This window comes from Terrisphaera buseokensis (genome assembly GCF_047521145.2).
In the GTDB taxonomy this organism is placed as follows: domain Bacteria; phylum Verrucomicrobiota; class Verrucomicrobiia; order Opitutales; family Opitutaceae; genus ER46.
The window spans coordinates 2,767,206-2,793,155 of record NZ_CM134186.1 but is presented as its reverse complement, the minus strand read 5'-3'; the positions used below and the strand labels follow the sequence as shown (position 1 = coordinate 2,793,155).

Here is a 25,950-nt window from a genome sequence, read left to right as displayed (position 1 = left end):
TTCTCGACTACCGGAATTCCGGTAGTTCTCGCAGTCGACTTCTCGCCCTACCCGCCTCATGCGCACTTCGCACGCTCCCTGAGGTCCGCACGCCCTCGGTATTCCGCCCAACGTCAAAGATGAGCCACGACCTTCGCCGGCGCGGCTCGTGCGACTTTACGATTTAGATTCCGCTGGTTCATTTCGGTCAACCGTACGGTAGCACGAGACGTGACGGCGAAGGTCGTTGGCTCTGGCGCCTTGTTAGCCCGATTTCCCCACGGTTGCCGAACTTGATGTACCGCGCTTTGCATTCTGAAAGAGCTCAATTAGCAACGGTCGAATCTTCTCCGCAGTCTTTCCAAACTTCCCCATATTCCCTCCTCCCTTTCGCGCGTCATATTCTGCAGAACCCAATATCTTACCGTCCTCCATCAGCGTGGCTTTGAAATAAGTCAGATACATCGCCATATCCCACTGCCAGTTCGCGGTGAAGATCATCCAGTGCGTAGCATCTTTCGGTCGCTCGGTGTCAAAAGTTTCGACTTTAAATCCAAGTGTCGTCAGCTGCTGCACCATTTCGGGAAGGAGGCCCTCCATATGGACATTGGGGTTCTTCTGGATGTAGATCGTGCTGATTGTCGGACTGGACTCAATCGGCGAAACCTTTTGGACAATCGCGCACCCGGAGGTGATCGTTACTAAAAGTGCCGCAAGCAGCACAGACTGGATTAGTTTAGGCATAGAAAGATTTGGCTAACGTCAAAGATGAGAGGACATGAGGTGGTCGAGCGGGACAGCGTGTGGCATATTCCGCCCGACCACCATTATGATCACGAACACGTGCAAGAATGTTCGCGAAAGTGACACCTCCACGGGGGCCGCGACTGCGACCGCCGTTTTCCGTCCGGAAGTATATGTCGGCATCGACGCCGCCGATCTGCGCCAGGTCGTGACGTTCATCGTAGCGGGTGAGAGTCCGAAGCCAGCGCAGGGCATGTCGAGGGAGACCTTGGTAAAGCGTATCGCGCAGCTGCTCAAGGACGGTTTCCGCGTGCACTGCGTTTACGAGTCGGGGCCGACCGGCTTCGCGCTGGCGCGGGAACTGATCGCCCTCGGCGCCGACTGCCTCGTCGTGCGCGCGCGTTCCCTCGAGCGCCACGGTCGGCGGCGCAAGAACGACAAGCGCGACTCGCGTCAACTCGCTCTCGATCTGGCGCTGCACTGCGCCGGTCGGACCGGGCTGCTCTTCCCGGTGCGGATTCCCACGCCAGAAGAAGAACTGCACCGCCTGCCTGCCCGGGAACGCGAGGCGCTGAGCGACGCCCGGCACCAAATCCTGCGCTCGGCCCGTGGCCGGGCCCTCGCCCTGGGATATCGTCTGCCGAAGGAATGGTGGCGACCGCGGGTGCTGCCGAAACTCGTGCCGGATCTCCCGCCCACTTTGGCGCGGTTGCTCCAAAGGGCGGCGGCCAGTGCCGCCGCGATCAAGGAGCAGCTCGATGCCGTCGAAGCGGAGATCATCGCGGAAGCGCCACCGGCTCCTGTCGGCGTCGGCGCCATCACGGCCGGCGTCCTCGACCGCGAGGTGCTGGACTGGCACCGCTTCAAGTCGGGCAAAAAGGCCGGCAGCTTCATCGGCCTCTCGCCATCGGAAGATTCCACCGGCCAACGATGGCAACTCGGGCCCGTCGACAAACACGGCTCCCCTCGCCTGCGCTTCTGGTGTGTCGAGGCCGCTTGGCGGCTGCTCAAGTTCCAACCCAACTATCGAGGCGTCATCTGGGCCCGCGACAAACTCCGCGAGGCCAATACCCATCGCGGCAAACAGATCTCCGTCGCCCTGGCGCGACGCTTCTTCGTCGACTGGTGGCGAGTACGCACGGGTCGGGTCTCCGCTGCAGAACTGGGCTTCGTCTTCAAACCCGTGACCTAGCTCAGGCTAGCCACCTTCGTTCTTTGACTCTCCGGTTCCAATTTTGAGCGCGGCCCGGCCGCCCGCCCGTGACGTGGCTTGTGCCTCTGGCACGCAGTCTGAGAGTGGTGCGGACGGACGGGCCTGCGCTCGCCAGCGGGAAAACCCTGCAGGCCGTATCCCTCTTCTGGACACGTCCTCTTGTGCGGCTCGTATCCACGCGAGCGACGGATAACAGCTTAGGCCCGGCGGCTTCCGCCCCGGATCACCTCTCCCTCCTCTGGCGAGACCGCGACTCATCCCACCAAACCGGGAGTTTTGGGGTAACTCTAAGAAAGCTTCCAAACCAATGAATCTATAAAGCCAAACGCTCCACGCTTGACTACACAGTTCTCATAACAGCCACGACCACAGCCGGCGCGCCGCGTGCAACGTTCGAAATTTGAGTCCGGCGTTTCATTTAGGAACTTGGTTAGGGAGCACGCGGCGTGACGGCTGTGGTCGTTGGCTCTGGCGCCTTGTTCGGCGGTTTGTCCGACGTAAATCGAGCGATGAGCTCCGCAGCACGAATGCGATGCTCGTCCTCTCTAATGCCCCAAGAAATAACCCGTATCGTGACTACCTCAGATCCAAGGCCAGATATCGTAGCCGATGCAAAGCGACCAGTCTCGCCATCGCTTCCAAACACAGAAGCCAAGTAAAGTCTCTTTTCGTCCGTACTATGCTCGACACGGTACTTTCCGAATATCCGAATGCCGCGCTGCTCCGCGACCTCAAGAGACGCGTAATACAAAAGAGCGGCCGGATTCATCTCGAAGTCGAGATTCCAGCGAATCACGACCACTTCAAAGCGACGACCCTCCGCTGTCTCGCTGGCATATCGCGTGCGGTCTTCCACTTTCTTTATGTCAGCCCTTTCTCGCGCCATTACACACGTGTAACCGATAATCGCGAAGAGACTGACGAGCATGTGCACGTGGCGCTTCATATTCTTGCCGAACGTCAAAGATGAGCCACGCCAGTGGCCGGCGTGACGCGTGCTTCGCTACGTTTTTGACTCCGCAGTTTCATTTCGGCAATTCGTGAATCAGCACGCGGCATGACGGCCACTGGCGTTGGCTCTGGCGCCTTGTTGGGCGTCTGGGAACTGCTCGAGAACTGAACTGAGGAAAGTGCAAATTGAAGGTTCGGACAACGCTGCGGCCCTTTGGGCAAAGCCGCCGCCATCGACTTCACAGCCAGAAATTCCTCAAAACCATTTCGCATCGGGTGGACTGGGAAAGATTCCTTCGGACACTTCTCACCTTCAACGCACGCGCCTACCGGATTTCCGGTAGTCAAACCTCTCGACACTTTCCACCAGGCGGCCGAATCACCCGCAGCTGCCTCCTCGAAACATCTGCTCTCTGAGGTGCGCATCGCTACGGTATTTCGCCCAACGTCAAAGATGAGCCACGCCAGTGGCCGGCGTGACGCGTGCTTCACTACGATTTTGATTCTGAAGTTCCATTTCGGTTACTCGTGACATCGCACGCGGCATGACGGCCACTGGCGTTGGCTCTGGCGACTTGTTAGGCCGATTTTTCATTCGGAAAGAGTCGCACTTCAGCCCTCAAGCTACGTCGTTCATAACTTGCAGACCTCAATTTCGGCAATTCGAATCATCCCTACGGACTTGGACGGCTTCCCCCATTGATAAAGAACCCGAAGAGTCCCAAACCATCGGCGTTACGCACAACCGTGAGGGTCATAGTTCCTGTCGGCAATGGACCACCTCTGAGGCTAACCTTGTAGTGGAGTGTGTAGTAGGTTCTCCCACCCTGATCGCCAGCGACTGCGGCGTGGGAGTACGCGCAGCCTTCAATGAGCCCCAATACACTCCCTAATTTCTCGATCTGCTGCGCCAGCTGAATCTGCGTGAACTGTACTTTCGCCAAAGGATCAAATTGGTCGTACAATGAAGAAACATTCTTCTGATTATAGAGCGGAATGAGGACTTCAGACAATTTGTCTGCCTCAACTTTCGAAATAGCGGAGCTGGCAACATCCTTTTGAGGCACTGCCGCCGGTGGAGGCGATGGGCGGAGTGCAATGTACGTCGACAAGCCGAGATTGGCTATGAGGAGAACAATTATCAAAAGCGTCGTGAGAGGTAGTCGTTCGTTGGACATGGATCGAAGTTTGCCTAGTATCTGAAAATCAGTCGGCCGTTTCGTCAGCCTAACGTCAAAGATGAGCCACACCAGTAGCCGGCGTGACGCGTGCTAAATTCCTATCTGCACTCTTTAGTTTCATTTCGATCACTCGTGAGTCAGCACGCGGCATGACGGCTACTGGTGTTGGCTCTGGCGCCTTGTTGGGCCGTATGGCTCGCATCGGGGAAATGCTCACGGTGTAGGACGGATCCGATTCCAAAACGGCCACCACGGCGAGAGAATCCTGCGACGCTCCACACTTGTCCACCTGCACAACCAGGACCAACGCCTCGAGCACCCTGACTCCGCTCCGCTCGTCCGAACTCGGACGCGGGAGCGACGCCGTGAGACTGCATTCGGAAGCCATTCTCGAGAAACGATGCTCTCCATAAATCCTCTCTCTGGACTCGCGCACTTCCAATAGGAGCGGATACCGCCCAACGTCAAAGATGAGCCACGCCAGTGGCCGGCGTGACGCGTGCTTCACTACGCTTCTCATTCCGCAGTTTCATTTCGAACACTCGTGAAGTCGCACGCGGCATGACGGCCACTGGCGTTGGCTCTGGCGCCTTGTTGGGCGTCTGGGCGAAGGAGAAATCAGCTCTCGAATGACGCATCTGAATAGTATTCGGGAACGGCATGACGAAGAACTTGGTTTGAGTCGAGATGGCTTCGCCCCGTAACTTCAGGAATCGAGGTGTCGCTCGCCCCACTCTTCCCGCTACGCCGAAACGATCGACCTTCTCGACTACCGGAATTCCGGTAGTACACGACCTTGCCATCTCTCCAATTCGGTTTCATCCGCTACACGTCGGTGTTCCGCCCAACGTCAAAGATGAGCCACGACCTTCGCCGGCGCGGGTCGTGCTGCTTCACGATTTGGATTCGGCTGCTCCATTTCAATGAATCGTTCCATAGCACGAGACGTGACGGCGAAGGTCGTTGGCTCTGGCGACTTGTTCGGCGCGGGACGGTTCGGGCAATGCTGAGCGAACGACACGCCGCCAGTGAAGCGAGCTTGAAGAAGCTGCCGGGAAAACGAACACGGAAGCAAGCTTCGTACAAACGCTCCAGGTGAACCAAACCCGGGACCGCGCGTACGCTCCGCCGCGCGCCATCTCGGAGCGCCGGGTCGATGTAGTCGAGCCAGGCCAAAACGTCCGACGGTGGAAGCTCGAACCCGCGACCAACGAAACACGATCGGATCTCCAGCCTGTCTTCTCGACTGCATGCTGCACAAACGCATCGCGGTGGTTTTGGGCCGAACGTCAAAGATGAGCCACGACCTTCGCCGGCGCGGCTCGTGCTGCATCACGATTTGGATTCTGCTGCTTCATTTCGGTAAACCGTTCGGTAGCACGAGACGTGACGGCGAAGGTCGTTGGCTCTGGCGCCTTGTTGGGCCGAATCGCACTCACTTTGTAAACTTCAGAGATCCGAGATTCAGATAAAATGGGAAATCGGGGTTACGTCCTGGATAAAGTGGCTTCCCGCTTACCATCCCACGAGCTGTGAGAATCTGGATTCTCGGGTCTGGTCCGCTGCCTTCAATAACCACTACGTCGCCTCGCCACCAAGTCGAAGATGACGTGCGGGTAAATGTCTGAATCTCCGGTTCTGAAAACAAGTCTTGCAACGACCACGCTCGTACGAGCTCACCTGTTCCTCGGTACAGTACAACTACGTTCTCAGAGCGACCAATCGAAGCCCAGTCATCAAACGTTACGATGAATTCCGCGTTGTCGGTGATGAGTGTGTCGCACGGGGCAATCCGATTCTTAAGCGGAAACTGTGACACTTTGCGATAGTCGCCCGTCTTCGAATCGAAACGCATCAATATGGCTGTAGCCGCCAACTTATTTCCGTCTCCCGGGGTGATTCGAAGCAACGCACTTCCGTCTATCGACGTTACGATCTTGAGCGCCGCAGCCTCCCAAGTGTCCCCGCGAACCGTTGCAAGCGCGACAGCAAACACGAGAACAAGTAGGGACGCTTTCATATTTTGCCCAACGTCAAAGATGAGCCACGACCGTGGCTGGCGCGCCGCGTGCCTCGTGACGATCTGGATTCTGAAGCTTCATTTCGATTTAGGTGAGGTAGCACGCGGCGTGACAGCCATGGTCGTTGGCTCTGGCGCCTTGTTAGGCCGATTGTGCATTCGATGAATGTGGCGCTCTAAACGTGACGCTTCACTCTTGATCAGTCCGCATGCTTCTCGATGTCGGCATAAAATGGATCGTCATCTTTTTTCTTCGAGCAGAGGACAACTAATCGAACGCAAACGTAGAACGCGACAGGGACGACGACCAAACCGACGATTCGTGCTTCAAAGTTCCCTCGCGAATCGGTCAGCAGCTTCCATCCGAGAAAACTGCTCAAGCAAATGCCGAAACACCCAGCCGCCAAAACGCGCAGCCGGCGCCTCCTTCGCTGAATGCTAGATTCGGCTCCTTTTGGGTCAGGTCGGTAAAGGCGGAAACTTTTCATCGTCTTTTGCCTAACGTCAAAGATGAGCCACACCAGTGGCCGGCGTGACGCGTGCTTCACTACGTTTCTGATTCTGCAGTTTCATTTCTGTCACTCCTGACATCGCACGCGGCATGACGGCCACTGGTGTTGGCTCTGGCGACTTGTTGGGCGTCCGGGAACTGCTCGAGAACTGACCTGAGAAAAGTGCAGATTGAAGGCTCGGACAACTCTGCGGCCCTTTGAGCAAAGCTGCCGCCATCGACTGCACAGCCTGGAATTCCTCAAATCCTTTTCTCATCGGGTGGACTCGCGAATCCTCGTCCGAGCACCCTTGCCCTTCAACGCTCTCGCCTACCGGAATTCCGGTAGTCAAACCTCTCGACACCGTCCACCGGGCAGCCGAATCACCCGCAGCTGCCACCTCGAAACATCTGCTCTCTGACGTGCGCATCGCTACGGTATTTCGCCCAACGTCAAAGATGAGCCACGCCAGTGGCCGGCGTGACGCGTGCCTCACTACGTTTCTGATTCTGCGGTTTCATTTCGGCAACTCGTGAAATCGCACGCGGCATGACGGCCACTGGCGTTGGCTCTGGCGCCTTGTTGGGCGTCTGGGAACTGCTCGAGAACTGAACTGAGAAAAGTGCAAATTGAAGGTTCGGACAACGCTGCGGCCCTTTCGGCAAAGCTGCCGCCATCGACTTCACAGCCAGAAATTCCTCAAAACCATTTCGCATCGGGTGGACTGGGAATGATTCCTTCGGACACCTCTCACCTTCAACGCACTCGCCTACCGGAATTCCGGTAGTCAAACCTCTCGACACTTTCCACCGGACAGCCGAATCACCCGCAGCTGCCTCCTCGAAACATCTGCTCTCTGAGGTGCGCATCTCGAAGGTATTCCGCCCAACGTCAAAGATGAGCCACGCCAGTGGCCGGCGCGCCGCGTGCCGCACTACGTCTCTCGTTCCGTGGTTTCATTTCGAATCTCCTGCGGTAGCACGCGGCGTGACGGACACTGGCGTTGGCTCTGGCGCCTTGTTAGCCCGATCTTTCATTCGAAAAGCATGTCTGTTTTCTCAACCGAAGAAGCAGCAGTTCGAATCGCGGTCCACCACGTCGACGAGAACAGCGATCTCCGCTGACTCCGGAAACGGCTTGTAAGAATGCCATTTGAGGTCAGCACGCATCCAAAACAGCCGCCAAACTTTTCGAGCAGCAACCCACTTCAACTTGGCCACCGGCGTATCCCGCTTTTGGGTCTTGTCTAGGTGATCCGGGCGCACCGCTACAATAAATACGTCCGAACCGGCAATGTCCGCGCGATAATCCAACTTATCGCGTATCGAAATTGGAGGACGGCGCTTTTCCAAAAACGCACCGACGGCTGCCAACGCTGCACGAACTTGGGTTTCAGGAAGTGGCACGGTGCTTCGTCCTTTTGGCTAACGTCAAAGATGAGCCACGACGGGACTTGGCGCGCCTCGTGCCAAACTACGATTTCCATTCCGCCGTTTCATTTCGAAAGTACATTCCATCGCACGAGGCGTGACAAGTCCCGGCGTTGGCTCTGGCGCTTTGTTAGCCCGAATGGCTTTCGAGCAACGATTCCCAGCGATTTCGATATTTCCCATCGAGATCCACAAACTTGCGCATGCTAGAATCTTTCCGAGGTTCACCGCTTTTCTTCGTGCCCGCAAGCCACTCGCGGTGTCGAGTGTAGACGTAACGTCGAACGATTTCGCTCGGAACTACGTGAAACTCGGCAGGCTCCTTTCCGAGGAGCACGAACACGAAGAAAATGTGTGGCGCGGACCAAGCTTCGCTCCGAGCTGAGAGCAGCCACTTCGGCTCTGCGCCACTCGAAGTCTTCACTTGAATCGCGACATTCTTCTTTGTCGCCACGTGATGGGCCAAGACATCGATATCTTCGGCGTTCGCAAGCGTGATCGACGCGAGCCACCCACGCCTCGAGAGTTCCGCGCAGACGTAGTACTGGCCTGCATGTCCGACGAGACCGTGCGAAAGCTTCATTTTAGGCTAACGTCAAAGATGAGCCACGACAGTGGCCGGCGCGCCGCGTGCCTCACTACGACTCTCAGTACGTTGTTTCATTTCAAAAGTCATTCGGTAGCACGCGGCGTGACGGACACTGGCGTTGGCTCTGGCGCCTTGTTAGGCACTTTTTCGTTCGAAAGAATCGCATTAGCCGCACCTCCAAGTTCTGCACTCTCCTGAGGTCGTGAACACTCTTTCTTTGGAAAGAGCCATAGAACTGTTAGCCAAACTGGCCACAAAACCAGAAATACCAGATTGAAACCTGAGAACCGAGCAGCCCGTTCAACGTGAGCAAATACTCGGAATCGCTTTCTTGATAAGTCACCAAAAGAAACCGACATCGAAAGAAACGCTCCCACGGCGACATATGCGGCCAAAAATATCGCTAGAACTTTCGTTTCCATTTTATGCCTAGACTAACGGCAATGATGAGCCACGCCGTTTCAGGTACGATCAACGACAAAGACCGCGAGCGTCCAAACGAACGCAACCGCCGCGACAATTGGCCAAACGAGACTTCGCTTCCCATGACCGTATTCGACAACCGCCGAAATAGTCGCTCCGAACAATAGACCGAAGGACATTCCCATCGACATGTCATTCAGGAAGGCACCACACGCGCTTCCGGCCGCAAGTCCGATTGGAATCCAAATCGCCGCCAAGTCTCGCGCCTCACTCTCTTTCGTTTCGTCTTTCATAGGTTTGGGGGTCTGCGCCTAACGTCAAAGATGAGCCACGCCAGTGGCCGGCGTGACGCGTGCTTCACTACGTTTTGGATTCTGGGGTTTCATTTCGGTCAATCGTGACATCGCACGCGGCATGACGGACACTGGCGTTGGCTCTGGCGACTGGTTCGGCGCTATCGAGCGAGCGATGGTGGCAGACGACGAACAGATGAATGTGACGAGTCGGATGCAGCCGATCAAAACGCCTCCATGAGCAGGATGCGAGGCCGCGCTACGGACGAACCAAACCGGGGACCGAGCGTACGCTCCGCCGAATCCCATCTCGGAGCGTCGGGTCGATGTAGTCCAGCCCGGCCAAAACGTCCGATCATCTGAGCCCGAATGCTTCATCGACTGCATAACGAAGGTCTTTCTGATCATCGAGCAACGCCGAACGTCAAAGATGAGCCACGCCAGTGGCCGGCGTGACGCGTGCTTCACTACGTTTCTCATTCTGTAGTTTCATTTCAGTCGCTCGTGACATCGCACGCGGCATGACGGCCACTGGTGTTGGCTCTGGCGCCTTGTTAGGCCGTTTTTGGATAAGAGAAAAAGGGGACGGAGATTTTGTCATCAGACTGAACTCCGTTAAGCATGATCTCGCTCTTTCGACCAGACGTCTTTTGCAAAACAAGCGAGATAATATCTGAGATGAAATGAAACGTCCAATCGGCTACCGAGCCGACAACTTCCTCTGCTAAGCGAATGAGCGCTCGGTCGACATCCGATTCCCTGGAAAGCCCGATCAAGGTGATCGCAGTAGCATGATGTGCGAAGCCAAAAAAGGTATTGCCGGCCCCTTCACCGAAATAGAACGCATGCTCTTCTGAAGGATCAAATGCGCTCAACGTCTGCTTCAACAGGTCGATGTCGTGATGAAATGCTAAGCGATCTCTTATGTCCATCACGACACTACGACTGGAAAAATAGCGTTTGAGTGAAACTAGCGCTTCTTGCGATCGCGTGCTCAGTTGGCTGTGATAATCACGAGATAGAGTAGATCCATAATAAACTCGGTCGATGGCTTTGTAGGCTTCTCTAAGTTGACCGGCGAAACGAGCGATAGAGGATGTAAAAGCGAAGATTCGCGCATCCAGATCAGGCCCGACACCTTCACCGTCACGATTCCACACCCAAAGCAGATGCTTTTGAGAAAGCGTCAGTTCGTTGTGGATGTGAGCGAGCTGAAATAGGGCGACATTCTCGTCCGCCGTGAGTTTTGAAAGCTCGCTATGCTCAAACGTAAACGCAGTGATTTTCATAATTGGCCTAACGTCAAAGATGAGCCACGCCAGTGGCCGGCGCGCCGCGTGCCTCACTACGATTCTCATTTCGTGGTTTCATTTCGACTTTCCTTCGGTAGCACGCGGCGTGACGGACACTGGCGTTGGCTCTGGCGCCTTGTTGGGCCGATTGGATTCCATTAGCGCTTTCATCAGCGCATCCCTAAATTCCTCGGCGCGAGCTTCACTGTAGAACATAATTTTGAATTGCGATGCGCTTCCCGTCTTCGTGCTACACTTCAAATGAGGGCCGACTCCGATGGGAATCGAAGCGGATGAAAGCTCGGAAACATGGCGGAAGGCATCTTCCTTCGGCGATGTAACACGCAACTCGCCATATCGTTCGCGAGGCGTCGACACGCCTTTGACCTCCACATTCGCCTCGCGTAGCCCCGAAATCGGAATGTGCCACCAGGTTCGTTCACAACTTGTGCCGCCCAGCGAAACCACGATTTCGTATGAGATAAAGGCAATCTCATCATCCGAAAAAGACACATCCCGGATGAAATACGTGCCGCTTCCTCCGATTGCACGAGTGAAGGCCGGGTTACTCGTGAGCATCTCGGTAAGCGCCTTCGCAGTTTCTGGGCTCAGTCCTGCAACGGCTTTCGAGAAGCCGATCATCAAAAATATTCCGAAGGACGTACGTTTCATGCCCAACGTCAAAGATGAGCCACGACCTTCGCTGGCGCGGCTCGTGCAACATCACAATTTGGATTCTGCTGCTTCATTTCGATCAATCGTACAATAGAACGAGACGTGACGGCGAAGGTCGTTGGCTCTGGCGACTTGTTAGCCATTTTTCGTACTCTTAAGCAATCGACCGGCGGACTTCCCTGATTTCGCCTGATCAAGGTACTCGCGCTCGACTACTGCCTTGTCTTTCGACTCAAGCTGACGCGCGATCCGAGCCAGAGAAAACGCCTTTCGGTTCTTGTGCTCGAGAATTGAGAACTTCACGCCAGACGGACAACCCGGCCAGCGCGCCCACCAGTACTGATAAGTCGAGCCAGGCAACCGACCTTTCTCCACCTTGATGCTTACGCCAACAACACCTGACTTATTGCTCTTCGTTCGACGACCCTTGCGGGCAGCCTCGATCTTTGGCGTCCAACGTTTGTTCTCCCGTAACGCAAATGCGATCACCTGTGCACGAACCTCCTTCTTCCTACGTTCGGTTCCGTAATAGAAATACTTGGGCTTTGTGAGCTCACCACGGCTGTACCGGAACCATGGCTCCGTCTTACTTTCGGTCACTCCAATCGGCAACTTTCCATTTCTCATCACGCCAGTGAGTACGTTTCCGCGGCTAACGTCAAAGATGAGCCACGCCAGTGGCCGGCGTGCCGCGTGCTTCACTACGTTTCTGGTTCTGCGGTTTCATTTCGGTCACTCGTGACATCGCACGCGGCATGACGGCCACTGGCGTTGGCTCTGGCGCCTTGTTGGGCGTCTGGGAACTGCTCGAGAATCGAACTTGGAAAAACGCAGATTGAAAGTTCGGACAATGCTGCGGCTCTTTGGGCAAAGCTGCCGCCATCAAACGCACAGGCTCGAACCCCTTAAAGCGCTTTCTCATCGGGTGGACTGGGAAAACTTCCTTCGGACTCCTTTAACCTTCAACGCGCTCGCCTACCGGATTTCCGGTAGTCAAACCTCTCGACACTTTCCACCAGGCAGCCGAATCACCCGCAGCCGACACCTCGAAACATCTGCTCTCTGAGGTGCGCATCTCGAAGGTATTCCGCCCAACGTCAAAGATGAGCCACGACCGTGGCTGGCGCGCCGCGTGCCGCATGACGTTCTGGATTCTGCGGTTTCATTTCGAGATTCATGAGGTAGCACGCGGCGTGACAGCCATGGTCGTTGGCTCTGGCGCCTTGTTAGCCCGTTTTCGGAGACTAAAAGCATCTGAGAATACGGTCGCAAAAGCAAAACCAGCTACCTGCCAGAACCACACACTAGTAACGAGGAATCCAACACCGAATGCGAAGAGACCGAGAAACGAACAAACGAGAGCCGCAAGCGCAATTGTCCACGCATGCCAATACGCTCGGCCGCCTTCGATGACCCGGCGCATCGCACGAAATGGATCGAACACTTCTCGGGGATCGAGCGTGAAGCAGTAGTGCGACATGTAACCGGGAACTGCTATCGTCGCGACGACCCACAAAAGGGCAGCGACCGCATGCAGCCAACTGCTGTCAAACCAACGCGCTGCCAATTCGCAGATGACTGCCGGTAGGTGGTACTCGACCATACCGAGAAAGGCGATCGTCCCATGTTTCATCAGCGAGGGATAGTCGCGCCAAGCTGGCCAAGCGGATTCGCCGTGCTGCATGCGGTGCGTCATCGCGATGCGATGTCCCATGTTCAGGATCCAACCAACGAATGGAACTAGGAGCCAAAGAGCACCAACCGCGACTTCGATCCGAGCGAGCCGCGATTGAAGGGGGAAACGAAACGCGGTCCAGAGACGAAGAGGCGCCGATAGATGGATTTCCTGATGAGCGCCCATTCTTTTGGCTAACGTCAAAGATGAGCCACGCCAGTGGCCGGCGTGCCGCGTGCATCACTACGTCTCTCATTCCGTAGTTTCATTTCGCAATTCCTGACATCGCACGCGGCATGACGGCCACTGGCGTTGGCTCTGGCGCCTTGTTAGCCCGCTGGTGGATTCGGAAATAGTCGCACGTCCAAACTGAAGCTACGCGGTTGCTCATAAAGTAACGAAATTCAGCACCATCAAGCCAACGAACTCCACGACTAGGATACGCCGCCACCACTTCGCACCATCTGGATGAAACGGATCCCATCGCGAGACTGCGCCTTTCTTGAGTGCACTTTCGATCTCATTTCGCTTATTGACCAAACTCGTCAACAACGGGCCCGCACGCCTCATCGCAATCACGGTTCCACACACGCCCAACGACAGTAAGGTCAAAACGTAGACTCCCAGACCGATTTGGAACGCATTCACTCTGTTCTTAACGTTGAGGTCAAAGAGGTGCCACACACGGTGTCGCCCTCACAACCCTAACTTTCGACGCTGGATTCTTGAGAAGCTTCGCCGCCGGACGGACCGGTCGCCGAACCAGCTCGCCTCCGCAATTCGCACAAATGAAACCGAGCTTCCCAGACGCGCAGTGAAGGCAATACGTGCACTCAAACGTGCAAATGTACGCTTCTAGGGAATCAGGCGGAAGGTCGACGTCGCAACATTCGCAGTTCGGTCGGAGTTCCAGAGACATGTTCGGCTTTCTTTTGCTTGGCTAACGTCAAAGATGAGCCACGACCTTCGCCGGCGCGGCTCGTGCTGCATCACAATTTGGATTCCGCTGCTTCATTTCGAATAATAGTGCGATAGCACGAGACGTGACGGCGAAGGTCGTTGGCTCTGGCGCCTTGTTCGGCGTCTTTTTTTTCAATCGCTCCATGGTGCCCAAACAAGGAAGCCGATGAACACAAGAAATCCACCGATCACCGCAAGTAGAATACCGACATCATTGGCCTCGGAAATCGCAAGCCCGACAATACCTAGGATTGCTCCTCCAACTACCAGGACGAGGCCCCAATTCATGAACTGGCGATCCACTTTTTCTTTCACCTCGCGCTTCATTTTCGTGAATTCGAGCGTAGCAATCTCACATCTACAAATTGGGCACACTTGGATACTCTCTCGATTTGTCAGCGGCCTCACGTAGTCGATTGGGCCGGGTGTGTCGTATACAACATATCCTTCGGTACTCTCTTTCGTAGTGACATACGGCGTGACAAGATTGTGGCAGTATGGGCATTCAATGCGGCCAAACGGAGTTTGAGCTGCCGGTTGCGAGCGGCGAACTCGCGGCCTCGCTTCTTCCGAGCGAGCAGGACACTCTTCAGAGTATCCGCTGACTGCCAAACTAACCCCGCAGAACACGCACTTATTATTTTGAAATCGGTGGCGCATGGTTTTGCCGAACGTCAAAGATGAGCCACGCCAGTGGCCGGCGTGACGCGTGCTTCACTACGTTTTTGATTCTGCGGTTTCATTTCGGCAACTCCTGACATCGCACGCGGCATGACGGCCACTGGCGTTGGCTCTGGCGCCTTGTTCGGCCGAATTTTACCTCGACGGAGTGACAAGCGAGGTTGGAATCGGATCCATCTTTGGTGATACACGGACATCGCCTTTCGCAAGGAAGAACAGTCTCTTTTCCCCGACTTCAAGTTCGATGACGCAGTCCTTGGTCCTTACCAATCCGGTCCCCGTGCGCACGGTCACCACTCCATCACACTTAAGGACGTTCTTTTCCCTATAAAAAGTGATTACATCTGCGCTCACGTTCAGGTCTCCGACGACGGCCTGCGCTGCGCCAGATGCGCGGCCTTCCTCCACGCTTACCGACAGACCTTTAAGCAGAATCTTCGAGGCGTCCGCTGCGAACACCGAACCGACTGCGCAAAGCGCGAAGTACAGCATTTTGATTTTCATACGAGATGGCTTTGCCGAACGTCAAAGATGAGCCACGACCTTCGCCGGCGCGGCTCGTGCAACATCACGACTTGGATTCTGCTGCTTCATTTCGATCAATCGTACGATAGCACGAGACGTGACGGCGAAGGTCGTTGGCTCTGGCGACTTGTTCGGCGAGGGACGGTTCGAGCAATGCTGAGCGAACGACACGCCGCCATTGAAGCGAGCTTGAACACGCCGCTGGGAAAACGAACACGGCAGCAGGCTTCGCACCGGCGCGGCGCGTGAACCAAACCCGGGACCGCGCGTACGCTCCGCCGCGCGCCATCTCGGAGCGCCGCGTCGATGTAGTCGAGCCAGGCCAAAACGTCCGACGGTGGAAGCTCGAACCCGCGACCAACGAAACACGATCGGATCACTGTCCTGTCTTTTCGACTGCATGCTCAACGAACGCATCGCGGTGGTTTTGGGCCGAACGTCAAAGATGAGCCACGCCAGTGGCCGGCGTGACGCGTGCTTCGCTACGTTTTTGACTCCGCAGTTTCATTTCGGCACTCCATGACATCGCACGCGGCATGACGGCCACTGGCGTTGGCTCTGGCGCCTTGTTGGGCGTCTGGGAACTGCTCGAGAACTGAACTGAGGAAAGTGCAAATTGAAGGTTCGGACAACGCTGCGGCCCTTTGGGCAAAGCTGCCGCCATCGACTTCACAGCCAGAAATTCCTCAAAACCATTTCGCATCGGGTGGACTGGGAAAGATTCCTTCGGACACCTCTCACCTTCAACGCACTCGCCTACCGGATTTCCGGTAGTCAAACCTCTCGACACTTTCCACCAGGCGGCCGAATCACCCGCAGCTGCCTCCTCGAAACATCTGCTCTCTGAGGTGCGCATCGCGAAGGTATTTCGCCCAACGTCAAAGATGAGCCACGCCAGTGGCCGGCGTGACGCGTGCTTCACTACGTTTCTGATTCCACAGTTTCATTTCGACAACTCCTGAGTCAGCACGCGGCATGACGGCCACTGGCGTTGGCTCTGGCGCCTTGTTGGGCGTCTGGACGAATGAAAACTGAACTCGCGATTCGCACATCACATTTGGGGCTAGGAAACCAACTAGGGAAGCATCGTGATGGAGTCGAGATGGCTTCGCTCCGTCACTTCCGCAATCGAGGTGTCGCACTCACCCACTCTTCTCATTTCGGCCAGGCCATCGATATTCTCGACTACCGGAACTCCGGTAGTGTCCACACTCGACTTCTCGCCAAGTCGCTTCGTGCGCAGGAAGCACAGGCTTCCTGAAATCAGGAAAAGCACCTCGTCATCGGTTAATGTGCCGGACAATTGTCCAACCCACTTCTTCGGGGACACGTCTGCTTCTCAGTGCTACTAGTTGCGGCGCTCAATTGCGCGTTCGGACTCAGACAGGAGCTTATCGACGTCGCCCACCGTCTTCGCTCCTGAGACTGACTCCTTGGTAGAGGCGTGACGCTGCGGTGTGCCGCTTGAGGAAGTCCCTTGGGTCGTGCAGCCGACAAGATATGCCAGCACGAAAAGAGATAGAGGAATAAGATGAAGTAGCTTTCTCATATTCATTTTTGCCCAACGTCAAAGATGAGCCACGCCAGTGGCCGGCGTGACGCGTGCTTCACTACCTCTTTGATTCTGCAGTTTCACTTCCGTCACTCGTGAGTCAGCACGCGGCATGACGGCCACTGGCGTTGGCTCTGGCGCCTTGTTCGGCATTTTGAACTCCGAATTAGACGTCCGAGGAATTGGAGCCTTTCCGTCCAGCATAAAGAAAAACAGGACCTAAAAGCGCGATCGCGGTCGGCAGCAGCCAAACAGCTTGCTTCAACGCGCCATTCACCGCTTGCGCGCCGCGAGAAACCATCAGGACTGCGAGCCACAAGCTAATAGCGAGGACGCCGCACAAAGCTGAAACGCCCAGCGCACGAAACCACTCTTGGCGCGAATACATGAATACCGGTTGATTTTTCATTCACTTATTTTGCCGAACGTCAAAGATGAGAGGACATGAGGTGGTCGAGCGGGACAGCGTGTGGCATATTCCGCCCGACCACCATTATGATCACGAACACGTGCAAGAATGTTCGCGAAAGTGACACCTCCACGGGGGCCGCGACTGCGACCGCCGTTTTCCGTCCGGAAGTATATGTCGGCATCGACGCCGCCGATCTGCGCCAGGTCGTGACGTTCATCGTAGCGGGTGAGAGTCCGAAGCCAGCGCAGGGCATGTCGAGGGAGACCTTGGTAAAGCGTATCGCGCAGCTGCTCAAGGACGGTTTCCGCGTGCACTGCGTTTACGAGTCGGGGCCGACCGGCTTCGCGCTGGCGCGGGAACTGATCGCCCTCGGCGCCGACTGCCTCGTCGTGCGCGCGCGTTCCCTCGAGCGCCACGGTCGGCGGCGCAAGAACGACAAGCGCGACTCGCGTCAACTCGCTCTCGATCTGGCGCTGCACTGCGCCGGTCGGACCGGGCTGCTCTTCCCGGTGCGGATTCCCACGCCAGAAGAAGAACTGCACCGCCTGCCTGCCCGGGAACGCGAGGCGCTGAGCGACGCCCGGCACCAAATCCTGCGCTCGGCCCGTGGCCGGGCCCTCGCCCTGGGATATCGTCTGCCGAAGGAATGGTGGCGACCGCGGGTGCTGCCGAAACTCGTGCCGGATCTCCCGCCCACTTTGGCGCGGTTGCTCCAAAGGGCGGCGGCCAGTGCCGCCGCGATCAAGGAGCAGCTCGATGCCGTCGAAGCGGAGATCATCGCGGAAGCGCCACCGGCTCCTGTCGGCGTCGGCGCCATCACGGCCGGCGTCCTCGACCGCGAGGTGCTGGACTGGCACCGCTTCAAGTCGGGCAAAAAGGCCGGCAGCTTCATCGGCCTCTCGCCATCGGAAGATTCCACCGGCCAACGATGGCAACTCGGGCCCGTCGACAAACACGGCTCCCCTCGCCTGCGCTTCTGGTGTGTCGAGGCCGCTTGGCGGCTGCTCAAGTTCCAACCCAACTATCGAGGCGTCATCTGGGCCCGCGACAAACTCCGCGAGGCCAATACCCATCGCGGCAAACAGATCTCCGTCGCCCTGGCGCGACGCTTCTTCGTCGACTGGTGGCGAGTACGCACGGGTCGGGTCTCCGCTGCAGAACTGGGCTTCGTCTTCAAACCCGTGACCTAGCTCAGGCTAGCCACCTTCGTTCTTTGACTCTCCGGTTCCAATTTTGAGCGCGGCCCGGCCGCCCGCCCGTGACGTGGCTTGTGCCTCTGGCACGCAGTCTGAGAGTGGTGCGGACGGACGGGCCTGCGCTCGCCAGCGGGAAAACCCTGCAGGCCGTATCCCTCTTCTGGACACGTCCTCTTGTGCGGCTCGTATCCACGCGAGCGACGGATAACAGCTTAGGCCCGGCGGCTTCCGCCCCGGATCACCTCTCCCTCCTCTGGCGAGACCGCGACTCATCCCACCAAACCGGGAGTTTTGGGGTAACTCTAAGAAAGCTTCCAAACCAATGAATCTATAAAGCCAAACGCTCCACGCTTGACTACACAGTTCTCATAACAGCCACGCCAGTGGCCGGCGTGACGCGTGCTTCACTACGATTCTGATTCGGAAGTTTCATTTCGATTACTCGTGAAGTCGCACGCGGCATGACGGCCACTGGCGTTGGCTCTGGCGACTTGTTGGGCGTCTGGGAACTGCTCGAGAACTGAACTTGGAAAAACGCAGATTGAAGGTTCGGACAACGCTGCGCCTCTCGGGGCAAAGCTGCCCCCATCAAACGCACAGGCTCGAACTCCTCAAAGCGCTTTCTCATCGGGTGGACTGGCGCAACCTGGTTCGGCGACTCGTTACCTTCAACGCGCTCGCCTACCGGAATTCCGGTAGGCAAACCTCTCGACACTTTCCACCAGGCAGCCGAATCACCCGCTGCTGCCACCTCGAAACATCTGCTCTCTGACGTGCGCATCGCTACGGTATTTCGCCCAACGTCAAAGATGAGCCACGACCTTCGCCGGCGCGGCTCGTGCAACTTCACGATTTGGATTCTGCTGTTTCATTTCGATCAACCGCTCGATAGCACGAGACGTGACGGCGAAGGTCGTTGGCTCTGGCGACTTGTTCGGCGAGGGACGGTTCGAGCAATGCTGAGTGAACGAGACGCACGAACTGAAGCGACCTTGAACACGCCGCCGGGAAAACGAACACGGAAGCAGGCTTCGCACCGGCGCTGCGTGTGAACCAAACTCGGGACCGCGCGTACGCTCCGCCGATCGCCATCTCGGAGCGCCGGGTCGATGTAGTCGAGCCAGGCCAAAACGTCCGACGATGGAAGCTCGAACCCGCGACCAACGAAACACAATCGGATCACCGTCCTGTCTTATCGACTGCATGCTCAACGAACGCATCGCGGTGGTTTTGGGCCGAACGTCAAAGATGAGCCACGACCTTCGCCGGCGCGGCTCGTGCGACATCACGATTTAGACTCTGCTGCTTCATTTCGGTCAATCGTACGGTAGCACGAGACGTGACGGCGAAGGTCGTTGGCTCTGGCGCCTTGTTGGGCCGGTTCATTATTTCTCAAGGTAAAGAGTTCCATGCTCAGGCATGCTCCCAAATTTCTTCCAGTGTTCGTAATTTCTCCATGTGGTCATTACAAACGCGCCGTGCAGAAATCCAGTGACTCGGTAGGGGTAAGCAACTCCAGGGTGATCGAGGTAAATGTGATCGGCATAGCTCTTCAGTGTGCCCGAATAATCAGGTCTGATTTCCTCTTGGCGAATCACGTCTGTGAAGTAGATGCAACGAAACTTGGTCCCGACAACCGTTGTTATCTCCCCGGCGTAGTACTTTCCCTCGTTCCTAGAATCGCGCCACGGTACATAACGCCCGTCCTTTACCGGCGCTATCGTGAATCCGGTCCCGACTTTCGGCGCATCTGCGGCGTATGACATTACGAATAGCCCGACGACAACGGCAGCACTGAGGAGAGAAAGTTTCATGATTTTGCCCAACGTCAAAGATGAGCCACGACCTTCGCCGGCGCGGCTCGTGCAACATCCCAACCTGGATTCTGCTGCTTCATTTCGGACAATCGTACGATAGCACGAGACGTGACGGCGAAGGTCGTTGGCTCTGGCGCCTTGTTAGGCCGATTTTTCATTCGGAAGAGTGGCAGCTTAACCCCGTAGCTACGCCGATTGCTCATCGATGAGAAGAAACTCATAGTCACTTAACTTTGCCTTTGCGATCGGCCACTTAGCCTGACGATTGCGCTTAATAGCTTCGATCGAATCGAAAAGGATGCTCGAACTCCGATGGCCGACTGTAACACGCGAAACACATTCATCGCGCAGAGGTATGAAAGCCGCCACCTGGCCATTCAAAAGCTTATGCCGTCCGCCAATCCTTTCCAAGAAGTCAGAGGTGAAGATCAGCCGCCACTCTTGCTCTTGTGCCCAGTCATTACCTTTTCGGGTTAGTACTTCCAAAATATCTTTGTCGCTCAAGTTGGAAGGGTCGATTACTACCCTTTTAGGATTCTCGTAATCCACTTTTCTCAACGCACCACCTGCGGACAACTCCTTAAAAATCCCAACGTCCCAATTGAGTTCAATCATAAGTCCAGTGTGATTGGCAGCATACTGAGCCCACATTCGAATATTGTTAGGGCGCTCCGACATGCTGAGGACGTAGTAATGGTGACGACTCGATCCCTGGAAGGCATGGCAGAAAGTACGATTCTCTGGCGTTACGTTTTCCGTCGATGGCAAGAACTCAAATGGATCGTTAAAGTCGCACGGAGATGCGACCTTTATTTCTTGGTCCCAAAGCGCACTTAAGGCGGACTCTGTAGCGTAATAATAGAGTTTCATTTGCCTAACGTCAAAGATGAGCCACGACCTTCGCCGGCGCGGCTCGTGCAGCATATCGATTTGGATTCTGCTGATTCATTTCGAACAATCGTAAGATAGCACGAGACGTGACGGCGAAGGTCGTTGGCTCTGGCGACTTGTTAGGCTGTTTTTTCATTCGGAGACTCTTACTATTCAACTCTGAAGCTACGGATTTTTAGGAACCGGCATTTCACGAACTCGAAACCTGCCGTCTGCGAACAACGTAAGCAGACGAAGTGCTTTCGTGTAGGAAGTGAATCCTGATTGGAACTGGATATGGACAGAGCGTCCGAAGATTCCGCTATCGGAAACCAAGCGAAACCCGTTCGTATTACATCCACGAAGTTGCTCGAGAATCTCTATCGGCGCTGCGTGCGAAACGCCGAATGCCATGATCGTAAGCGAAACTACGTCTCCTTTTTCATTCTGGCTTCCCTCAACAATGAAGCCACCTCCGGCCCGAGATTCGACGCGAAAGAGTGCGAGAGGCATCAGGCGTTCCTGATTGGCGAATCCCACGAGGACGCAGGTAAGAAGGAATACCAGATAAGGGAGGAGTCGCATATTTTTCACTACATCTGACGTTCGGAAACTTGGGTTTGGCAGCCTAACGTCAAAGATGAGCCACACCAGTGGCCGGCGTGACGCGTGCTTCATTCCGTTTCTGGTTCTGCAGTTTCATTTCGATCACTCCTGAATCAGCACGCGGCATGACGGCCACTGGTGTTGGCTCTGGCGCCTTGTTGGGCGTCTGGGAAATGTCCGAGAACTGATCTTCGAAAGGTGCAGATAGAAGGCTCGGGCAACGTTGCGGCTCTTGAGTCAAAGCTGCCGCCATCGACTGCACAGCCAGGATTTCCTCAAAACCTTTTCTCATCGGGTGGACTCGCGAAACCTCGTCCGAGCACCCTCGCCCTTCAACGCCCTCGCCTACCGGAATTCCGGTAGTCAAACCGCTCGACATCGTCCACGGAGCACCCGAATCACCTGCGGCCGCCACCTCGAAACATCTGCTCTCTGACGTGCGCATCGCGAAGGTATTCCGCCCAACGTCAAAGATGAGCCACGACGGGAGCTGGCGCGCCGCGTGCATCCTTCGGAAATGGATTCGGATTCCTCACTTCGGAGCTCCTTCGGTCGCACGCGGCGTGACAGCTCCCGGCGTTGGCTCTGGCGCCTTGTTCGGCCTGTGAATTAGCATAGAAAACTGCCGATAGCCCTCTTCACAGTGACCAGGATCGGTAACGCGGCCTCGTGGCATTAGGTACAGAATTTCGATAGCTTCCACGTCCTCGGCCTTCTCCTTGAGACTGAAGTGGAGAATCATTCGGTAATAACCTACCTGAGAGCTGAGATCTGTGAACGCAACGGACATGTAGTAAGGTCCAATTCTGCCACCCTGTCCTTGCAATCCATCGGAGATGTGCCGCGGAAAACTCTGTTGGATCTCCAGTGGCGCTAGAATCGCCAAAGCCGCCTTTCGAGTGGTAGGTAGAGGAATAGTCCGCACGGCTTCAGCGATGCGGTCGATGTCTGAATGCGGAATCCACTGAGGCGTCTGCGCGCAACAGGTCGCTAGCAGCGTCAAGAAGAGCAACACGGGAAGCGCATTCATTTGCCGAACGTCAAAGATGAGCCACACCAGTGGCCGGCGTGACGCGTGCTTCACTACGTTTGTGATTCTGCTGCTTCATTTCGATCACCCCTGACATCGCACGCGGCATGACGGCCACTGGTGTTGGCTCTGGCGCCTTGTTGGGCATTTCGTCATCTGATCTCCAAATCGCCGCGCTCGTATCTTTCCAGTGTCATCCTCGCTCCAAGTGCAGCAATTCCGCCGCCCTTCGCAAGCGGCCTAAGCGCCGCCACCGCTAATTCGGTTCGGTCTTTGAGGAGAAACGCTGCCGCCATCACGCGAACGTCGTCGTGATCGTGGGTGAGCAGCGTGGCGAAGCGATCAACCTCATCTTTGCCACCTGCAAGCAAAGTCCTCGCGGCGGCGACATACTTCTTCGATTCGCGCTTTCCCCGACGAGCGTCGCCACTTGCGATGCAAGCATTCTGCTGGACGACGCCAGCAACGAACGTCGCTAGCGGATCCTGAGATGAGACGTGCATGTTTTGCCCAACGTCAAAGATGAGCCACGACCGCAGCCGGCGCGACTCGTGCAGGATTCGGATTTCTAGTCGAAAGTTTCATTCGAAAACAGAGTAGGAAGCACGAGGCGTGACGGCTGTGGTCGTTGGCTCTGGCGACTTGTTGGGCGTCTGGGCGAATGAAAACATCGGTCGCGAATCGATCACCATCTTCGAGCCACCACACCAATTCGGAAAACATAGCTTTAGTCGAGATGGCTTCGCCCCGTCACTTCCTTAGTCGAGGTGTCGCATGCGCCAGACTCTTCCCATTTCTGAAAACCGCTCGATCTTCTCGACTACCGGAATTCCGGTAGTTCTCGCACTCGACTTCTCGCCCTATCCGCCTCATGTGCACTTCGCACGCTCCCTGATCTGCGCACCGCGAAGGTATTCCGCCCAACGTCAAAGATGAGCCACGACCTTCGCCGGCGCGGCTCGTGCTTCCCCACAATTTGGGTTCTGCGGCTTCATTTCGATCAATCATACGATAGCACGAGCCGTGACGGCGAAGGTCGTTGGCTCTGGCGTCTTGTTGGGCCAATGGGATTCATTCGACCAACTTCTTAAGGTCTATGCCGAGCCCGTGCCAACTGGGGCGAAGTAGAACTGAATCCCATACACGACCACCAAGCTTGCTCCACGCAAAACGAGGGGTGAATCGAACTCCTTCCAAACCGTCAGCACTGAAATCTTCCCCGCGAAGAATGCTTAGGGCATAACGGTCAACCAGAAAATTGGAATCCTTAAGTAAACGCTCTGCTTCATCCAAACCAAAAAAGCCCTGAATCAAATCTCGTGGCAACTCTGGGTCGGGATTGGGATAGTCTAGTGAAAACTCAGTTCTCGGAAATCTTCCGCCCTTCATAAGCACCGCTAAATGTATAAAGAATGCATAGTACCGCTCGTTTAGCTTTCTAACCACAAAAGCAAAGTGCCTAACCGGATGAGAAAACTCCTTGTACGAAACAAAAGGCAGAGCGAACTCGTTAACAAGAGCTCCCAACTTGCGAGTAAACGGGTAGTAGGAATTGAAAAAATTCTCGCCTCCAAGCTCAAGTGCACCATAAAATCCGTCCATCCCTGACGATAGTAAGAGCGAGTGCTTTCCAACACTTTGCTTGTGCCGTCCACCAACTCGGTCAATTAACGCAACGGCGTTCTTTACCGGATCGAAAAGCACGTAAGAAAACTTTATCACTATGTAACGGGCCTTATCTTCGTCGGATAAAAGTCTCACCTTAGCTGCTCGGAGAAGCATCGATGGATCGACTTTACGCACAGGATCTTCATACGCATCAATAAAAGATCGCCCGTTCGCGCCGATCATATCAACAGTCAGTTCGGAAATGGGTACCGAGAGCTTAGGTTTAGATAGAGACATAAAGTTTGCCCAACGTCAAAGATGAGCCACGACCTTCGCCGGCGCGGCTCGTGCGACATCATGATTTGGTGTCTGCTGCTTCATTTCGGTAAATCGTAAGATAGCACGAGACGTGACGGCGAAGGTCGTTGGCTCTGGCGACTTGTTCGGCGCGGGACGGTTCGAACAATGCTGAGCGAACGACACGCTGCCATTGATGCGAGCTTGAAGAGGCCGCCGGGAAAACGAACACGGAAGCAGGCTTCCCACAAACGCTGCGGGTGAACCCAACCCGGGACCGCGCGTACGCTCCGCCGATCGACATCTCGGAGCGCCGGGTCGATGTAGTCGAGCCAGGCCAAATGCTCCGACGATGGAAGCTCGAACCCACGACCAACGAAACACGATCGGATCACCGTCCTGTCTTCTCGACTGCATGCTCGACGATCGCATCGCGGGGGGTTTGGGCCGAACGTCAAAGATGAGCCACGCCAGTGGCCGGCGTGACGCGTGCTTCACTACGTTTCTGATTCTGCAGTTCCATTTCGATCACTCCTGAAGTCGCACGCGGCATGACGGCCACTGGCGTTGGCTCTGGCGCCTTGTTAGGCCGATTTCTCATTCGCTCCCTCGACCTCCAACTCATACCCACTTGCAACGCATTCGAAGAGCTCATCCTTAAACGTAAAGAGGTAGTGGTGCATCTCATCGAACGAATCACTTCGATGGTTCGGATGGACTGCATTGCGCCGTGAAAGCTCAGCAATCCACGACGATCCACGAACCTCGTAAGCTCGATATGGCTCCAACCCCTGCTCGTAAAGCGGATGCCCCGAAAGCGCTTCGTCATTTGGTAGGCCGAAATAACAAGCGATCGCTGTCTTGAATCTGACCGCGGTGATGAGCTTCGAAACCTTTCCGCCAGCGACGATCGGCAACTTCGAATCGAAGAGCAGCTTCAGATGAAAACCGTCGGAGACTACAGAGGGCTGCTCGAAGCTGAGAGAGGAAAAATCACCGAGGCGCTCCAGTTTTTCGGTCTTCATCGTCTTCTGCCTAACGTCAAAGATGAGCCACGACCGTGGCTGGCGCGCCGCGTGCCTCATGACGATTTGGATTTTGTGGTTTCACTTCGGGATTCGTGAGATAGCACGCGGCGTGACAGCCATGGTCGTTGGCTCTGGCGACTTGTTAGCCCCTTTCTTCGGGAGGCAATTGGGCTCTTCTTTTTTCAAACTGAGCTTCAGTCAGAACCCCACTGTCTCTGAGCGATTCTAGACGCATTAAGCGTTCACCCTTCTGAGGCGCAACGTCTGGTCCAACACTGTTAGGATCAGAACTCACAGCTTCTGGTCCTTCGCGCGGCACCATCCACTCGGGACGCACCTTCGATCGTCCCCAAGCAAGGTACCCGCTGACAAAAAGATCAACTCCTGGAACAAATATCAGAAGCGTGCACCA

At 55.8% G+C, this 25,950-nt stretch carries 25 protein-coding genes; 3 read left to right on the top strand and 22 right to left on the bottom strand.

Translation table 11 applies throughout. From position 1 onward, the window contains the following. Positions 1 to 243: 243 nt before the first annotated feature. Entirely contained in the window at positions 244 to 723 is a 480-nt protein-coding gene (locus ACLJEU_RS10280; RefSeq protein WP_414665205.1) for an Sbal_3080 family lipoprotein, read from the bottom strand. Between the two features lie 85 nt (positions 724 to 808). On the opposite strand from ACLJEU_RS10280, the gene ACLJEU_RS10275 reads away from it, so the two are divergent. After that, on the top strand, positions 809 to 1,915 hold the full coding sequence (locus ACLJEU_RS10275) for a transposase (protein ID WP_457795372.1): 1,107 nt from the start codon (positions 809 to 811) through the stop codon (positions 1,913 to 1,915). A 700-nt stretch (positions 1,916 to 2,615) separates the two neighbouring features. Further along, complete coding sequence (locus ACLJEU_RS10270) at positions 2,616 to 2,906, top strand: hypothetical protein (RefSeq protein WP_414665165.1); 291 nt, start codon at positions 2,616 to 2,618, stop codon at positions 2,904 to 2,906. A 655-nt stretch (positions 2,907 to 3,561) separates the two neighbouring features. Here the strand turns inward: ACLJEU_RS10270 and ACLJEU_RS10265 are convergent. The 14 genes from ACLJEU_RS10265 to ACLJEU_RS10200 form a co-directional block, all read right to left on the bottom strand. Beyond that, on the bottom strand, positions 3,562 to 4,065 hold the full coding sequence (locus ACLJEU_RS10265; protein WP_414665164.1) for a hypothetical protein: 504 nt from the start codon (positions 4,063 to 4,065) through the stop codon (positions 3,562 to 3,564). 1,438 nt (positions 4,066 to 5,503) lie between these two features. Further along, positions 5,504 to 6,088 (bottom strand): hypothetical protein, encoded by a 585-nt coding sequence (locus tag ACLJEU_RS10260; protein ID WP_457795373.1) that lies wholly within the window; start codon positions 6,086 to 6,088, stop codon positions 5,504 to 5,506. Between the two features lie 1,549 nt (positions 6,089 to 7,637). Next, complete coding sequence (locus tag ACLJEU_RS10255; protein WP_414665163.1) at positions 7,638 to 7,985, bottom strand: DUF3024 domain-containing protein; 348 nt, start codon at positions 7,983 to 7,985, stop codon at positions 7,638 to 7,640. A gap of 154 nt (positions 7,986 to 8,139) precedes the next feature. Beyond that, the gene (locus tag ACLJEU_RS10250; protein WP_414665162.1) at positions 8,140 to 8,592 is read right to left on the bottom strand and encodes a hypothetical protein; all 453 of its coding nucleotides are present in this window, start codon (positions 8,590 to 8,592) and stop codon (positions 8,140 to 8,142) included. 467 nt (positions 8,593 to 9,059) lie between these two features. After that, positions 9,060 to 9,314, bottom strand: a complete 255-nt coding sequence (locus ACLJEU_RS10245) for a hypothetical protein (protein ID WP_414665161.1) — start codon at positions 9,312 to 9,314, stop codon at positions 9,060 to 9,062. Positions 9,315 to 9,868: 554 nt separating this feature from the next. Further along, positions 9,869 to 10,603, bottom strand: coding sequence for a hypothetical protein (locus tag ACLJEU_RS10240; RefSeq protein WP_414665160.1), 735 nt, complete (start codon positions 10,601 to 10,603; stop codon positions 9,869 to 9,871). A 78-nt stretch (positions 10,604 to 10,681) separates the two neighbouring features. Continuing rightward, the gene (locus ACLJEU_RS10235) at positions 10,682 to 11,278 is read right to left on the bottom strand and encodes a hypothetical protein (protein WP_414665159.1); all 597 of its coding nucleotides are present in this window, start codon (positions 11,276 to 11,278) and stop codon (positions 10,682 to 10,684) included. Positions 11,279 to 11,416: 138 nt separating this feature from the next. Further along, a complete protein-coding gene (locus ACLJEU_RS10230) occupies positions 11,417 to 11,908 on the bottom strand; it encodes a hypothetical protein (protein WP_414665158.1) in 492 nt (163 codons plus the stop codon). Positions 11,909 to 12,455: 547 nt separating this feature from the next. Then, the gene (locus tag ACLJEU_RS10225) at positions 12,456 to 12,995 is read right to left on the bottom strand and encodes a hypothetical protein (protein ID WP_414665157.1); all 540 of its coding nucleotides are present in this window, start codon (positions 12,993 to 12,995) and stop codon (positions 12,456 to 12,458) included. A 628-nt stretch (positions 12,996 to 13,623) separates the two neighbouring features. Then, positions 13,624 to 13,875, bottom strand: coding sequence for a DUF1272 domain-containing protein (locus tag ACLJEU_RS10220; protein ID WP_414665156.1), 252 nt, complete (start codon positions 13,873 to 13,875; stop codon positions 13,624 to 13,626). Positions 13,876 to 14,048: 173 nt separating this feature from the next. After that, on the bottom strand, positions 14,049 to 14,243 hold the full coding sequence (locus ACLJEU_RS10215; protein ID WP_414665155.1) for a hypothetical protein: 195 nt from the start codon (positions 14,241 to 14,243) through the stop codon (positions 14,049 to 14,051). Between the two features lie 489 nt (positions 14,244 to 14,732). Beyond that, positions 14,733 to 15,101 (bottom strand): hypothetical protein, encoded by a 369-nt coding sequence (locus ACLJEU_RS10210; protein ID WP_414665154.1) that lies wholly within the window; start codon positions 15,099 to 15,101, stop codon positions 14,733 to 14,735. Between the two features lie 1,096 nt (positions 15,102 to 16,197). After that, complete coding sequence (locus tag ACLJEU_RS10205) at positions 16,198 to 16,452, bottom strand: hypothetical protein (RefSeq protein WP_414665153.1); 255 nt, start codon at positions 16,450 to 16,452, stop codon at positions 16,198 to 16,200. Between the two features lie 388 nt (positions 16,453 to 16,840). Continuing rightward, positions 16,841 to 17,083, bottom strand: coding sequence for a hypothetical protein (locus ACLJEU_RS10200; protein WP_414665152.1), 243 nt, complete (start codon positions 17,081 to 17,083; stop codon positions 16,841 to 16,843). A gap of 86 nt (positions 17,084 to 17,169) precedes the next feature. On the opposite strand from ACLJEU_RS10200, the gene ACLJEU_RS10195 reads away from it, so the two are divergent. Further along, a complete protein-coding gene (locus ACLJEU_RS10195) occupies positions 17,170 to 18,276 on the top strand; it encodes a transposase (RefSeq protein WP_457795372.1) in 1,107 nt (368 codons plus the stop codon). 1,391 nt (positions 18,277 to 19,667) lie between these two features. Here ACLJEU_RS10195 and ACLJEU_RS10190 read toward each other — a convergent pair. The 7 genes from ACLJEU_RS10190 to ACLJEU_RS10160 form a co-directional block, all read right to left on the bottom strand. After that, positions 19,668 to 20,096: a hypothetical protein gene (locus ACLJEU_RS10190; RefSeq protein ID WP_414664858.1), complete on the bottom strand. Its 429-nt coding sequence runs from the start codon at positions 20,094 to 20,096 to the stop codon at positions 19,668 to 19,670. Positions 20,097 to 20,285: 189 nt separating this feature from the next. Then, on the bottom strand, positions 20,286 to 20,969 hold the full coding sequence (locus ACLJEU_RS10185) for a DUF2971 domain-containing protein (RefSeq protein ID WP_414664857.1): 684 nt from the start codon (positions 20,967 to 20,969) through the stop codon (positions 20,286 to 20,288). Positions 20,970 to 21,603: 634 nt separating this feature from the next. Next, the gene (locus ACLJEU_RS10180) at positions 21,604 to 21,867 is read right to left on the bottom strand and encodes a hypothetical protein (RefSeq protein ID WP_414664856.1); all 264 of its coding nucleotides are present in this window, start codon (positions 21,865 to 21,867) and stop codon (positions 21,604 to 21,606) included. Between the two features lie 890 nt (positions 21,868 to 22,757). After that, the gene (locus tag ACLJEU_RS10175) at positions 22,758 to 23,108 is read right to left on the bottom strand and encodes a hypothetical protein (RefSeq protein ID WP_414664855.1); all 351 of its coding nucleotides are present in this window, start codon (positions 23,106 to 23,108) and stop codon (positions 22,758 to 22,760) included. A 568-nt stretch (positions 23,109 to 23,676) separates the two neighbouring features. After that, positions 23,677 to 24,456, bottom strand: a complete 780-nt coding sequence (locus tag ACLJEU_RS10170; protein ID WP_457795371.1) for a hypothetical protein — start codon at positions 24,454 to 24,456, stop codon at positions 23,677 to 23,679. A 638-nt stretch (positions 24,457 to 25,094) separates the two neighbouring features. Beyond that, complete coding sequence (locus tag ACLJEU_RS10165; RefSeq protein WP_414664853.1) at positions 25,095 to 25,535, bottom strand: hypothetical protein; 441 nt, start codon at positions 25,533 to 25,535, stop codon at positions 25,095 to 25,097. A 145-nt stretch (positions 25,536 to 25,680) separates the two neighbouring features. After that, positions 25,681 to 25,773 (bottom strand): SHOCT domain-containing protein, encoded by a 93-nt coding sequence (locus ACLJEU_RS10160; RefSeq protein WP_414664861.1) that lies wholly within the window; start codon positions 25,771 to 25,773, stop codon positions 25,681 to 25,683. Between the last annotated feature and the right edge of the window lie 177 nt (positions 25,774 to 25,950).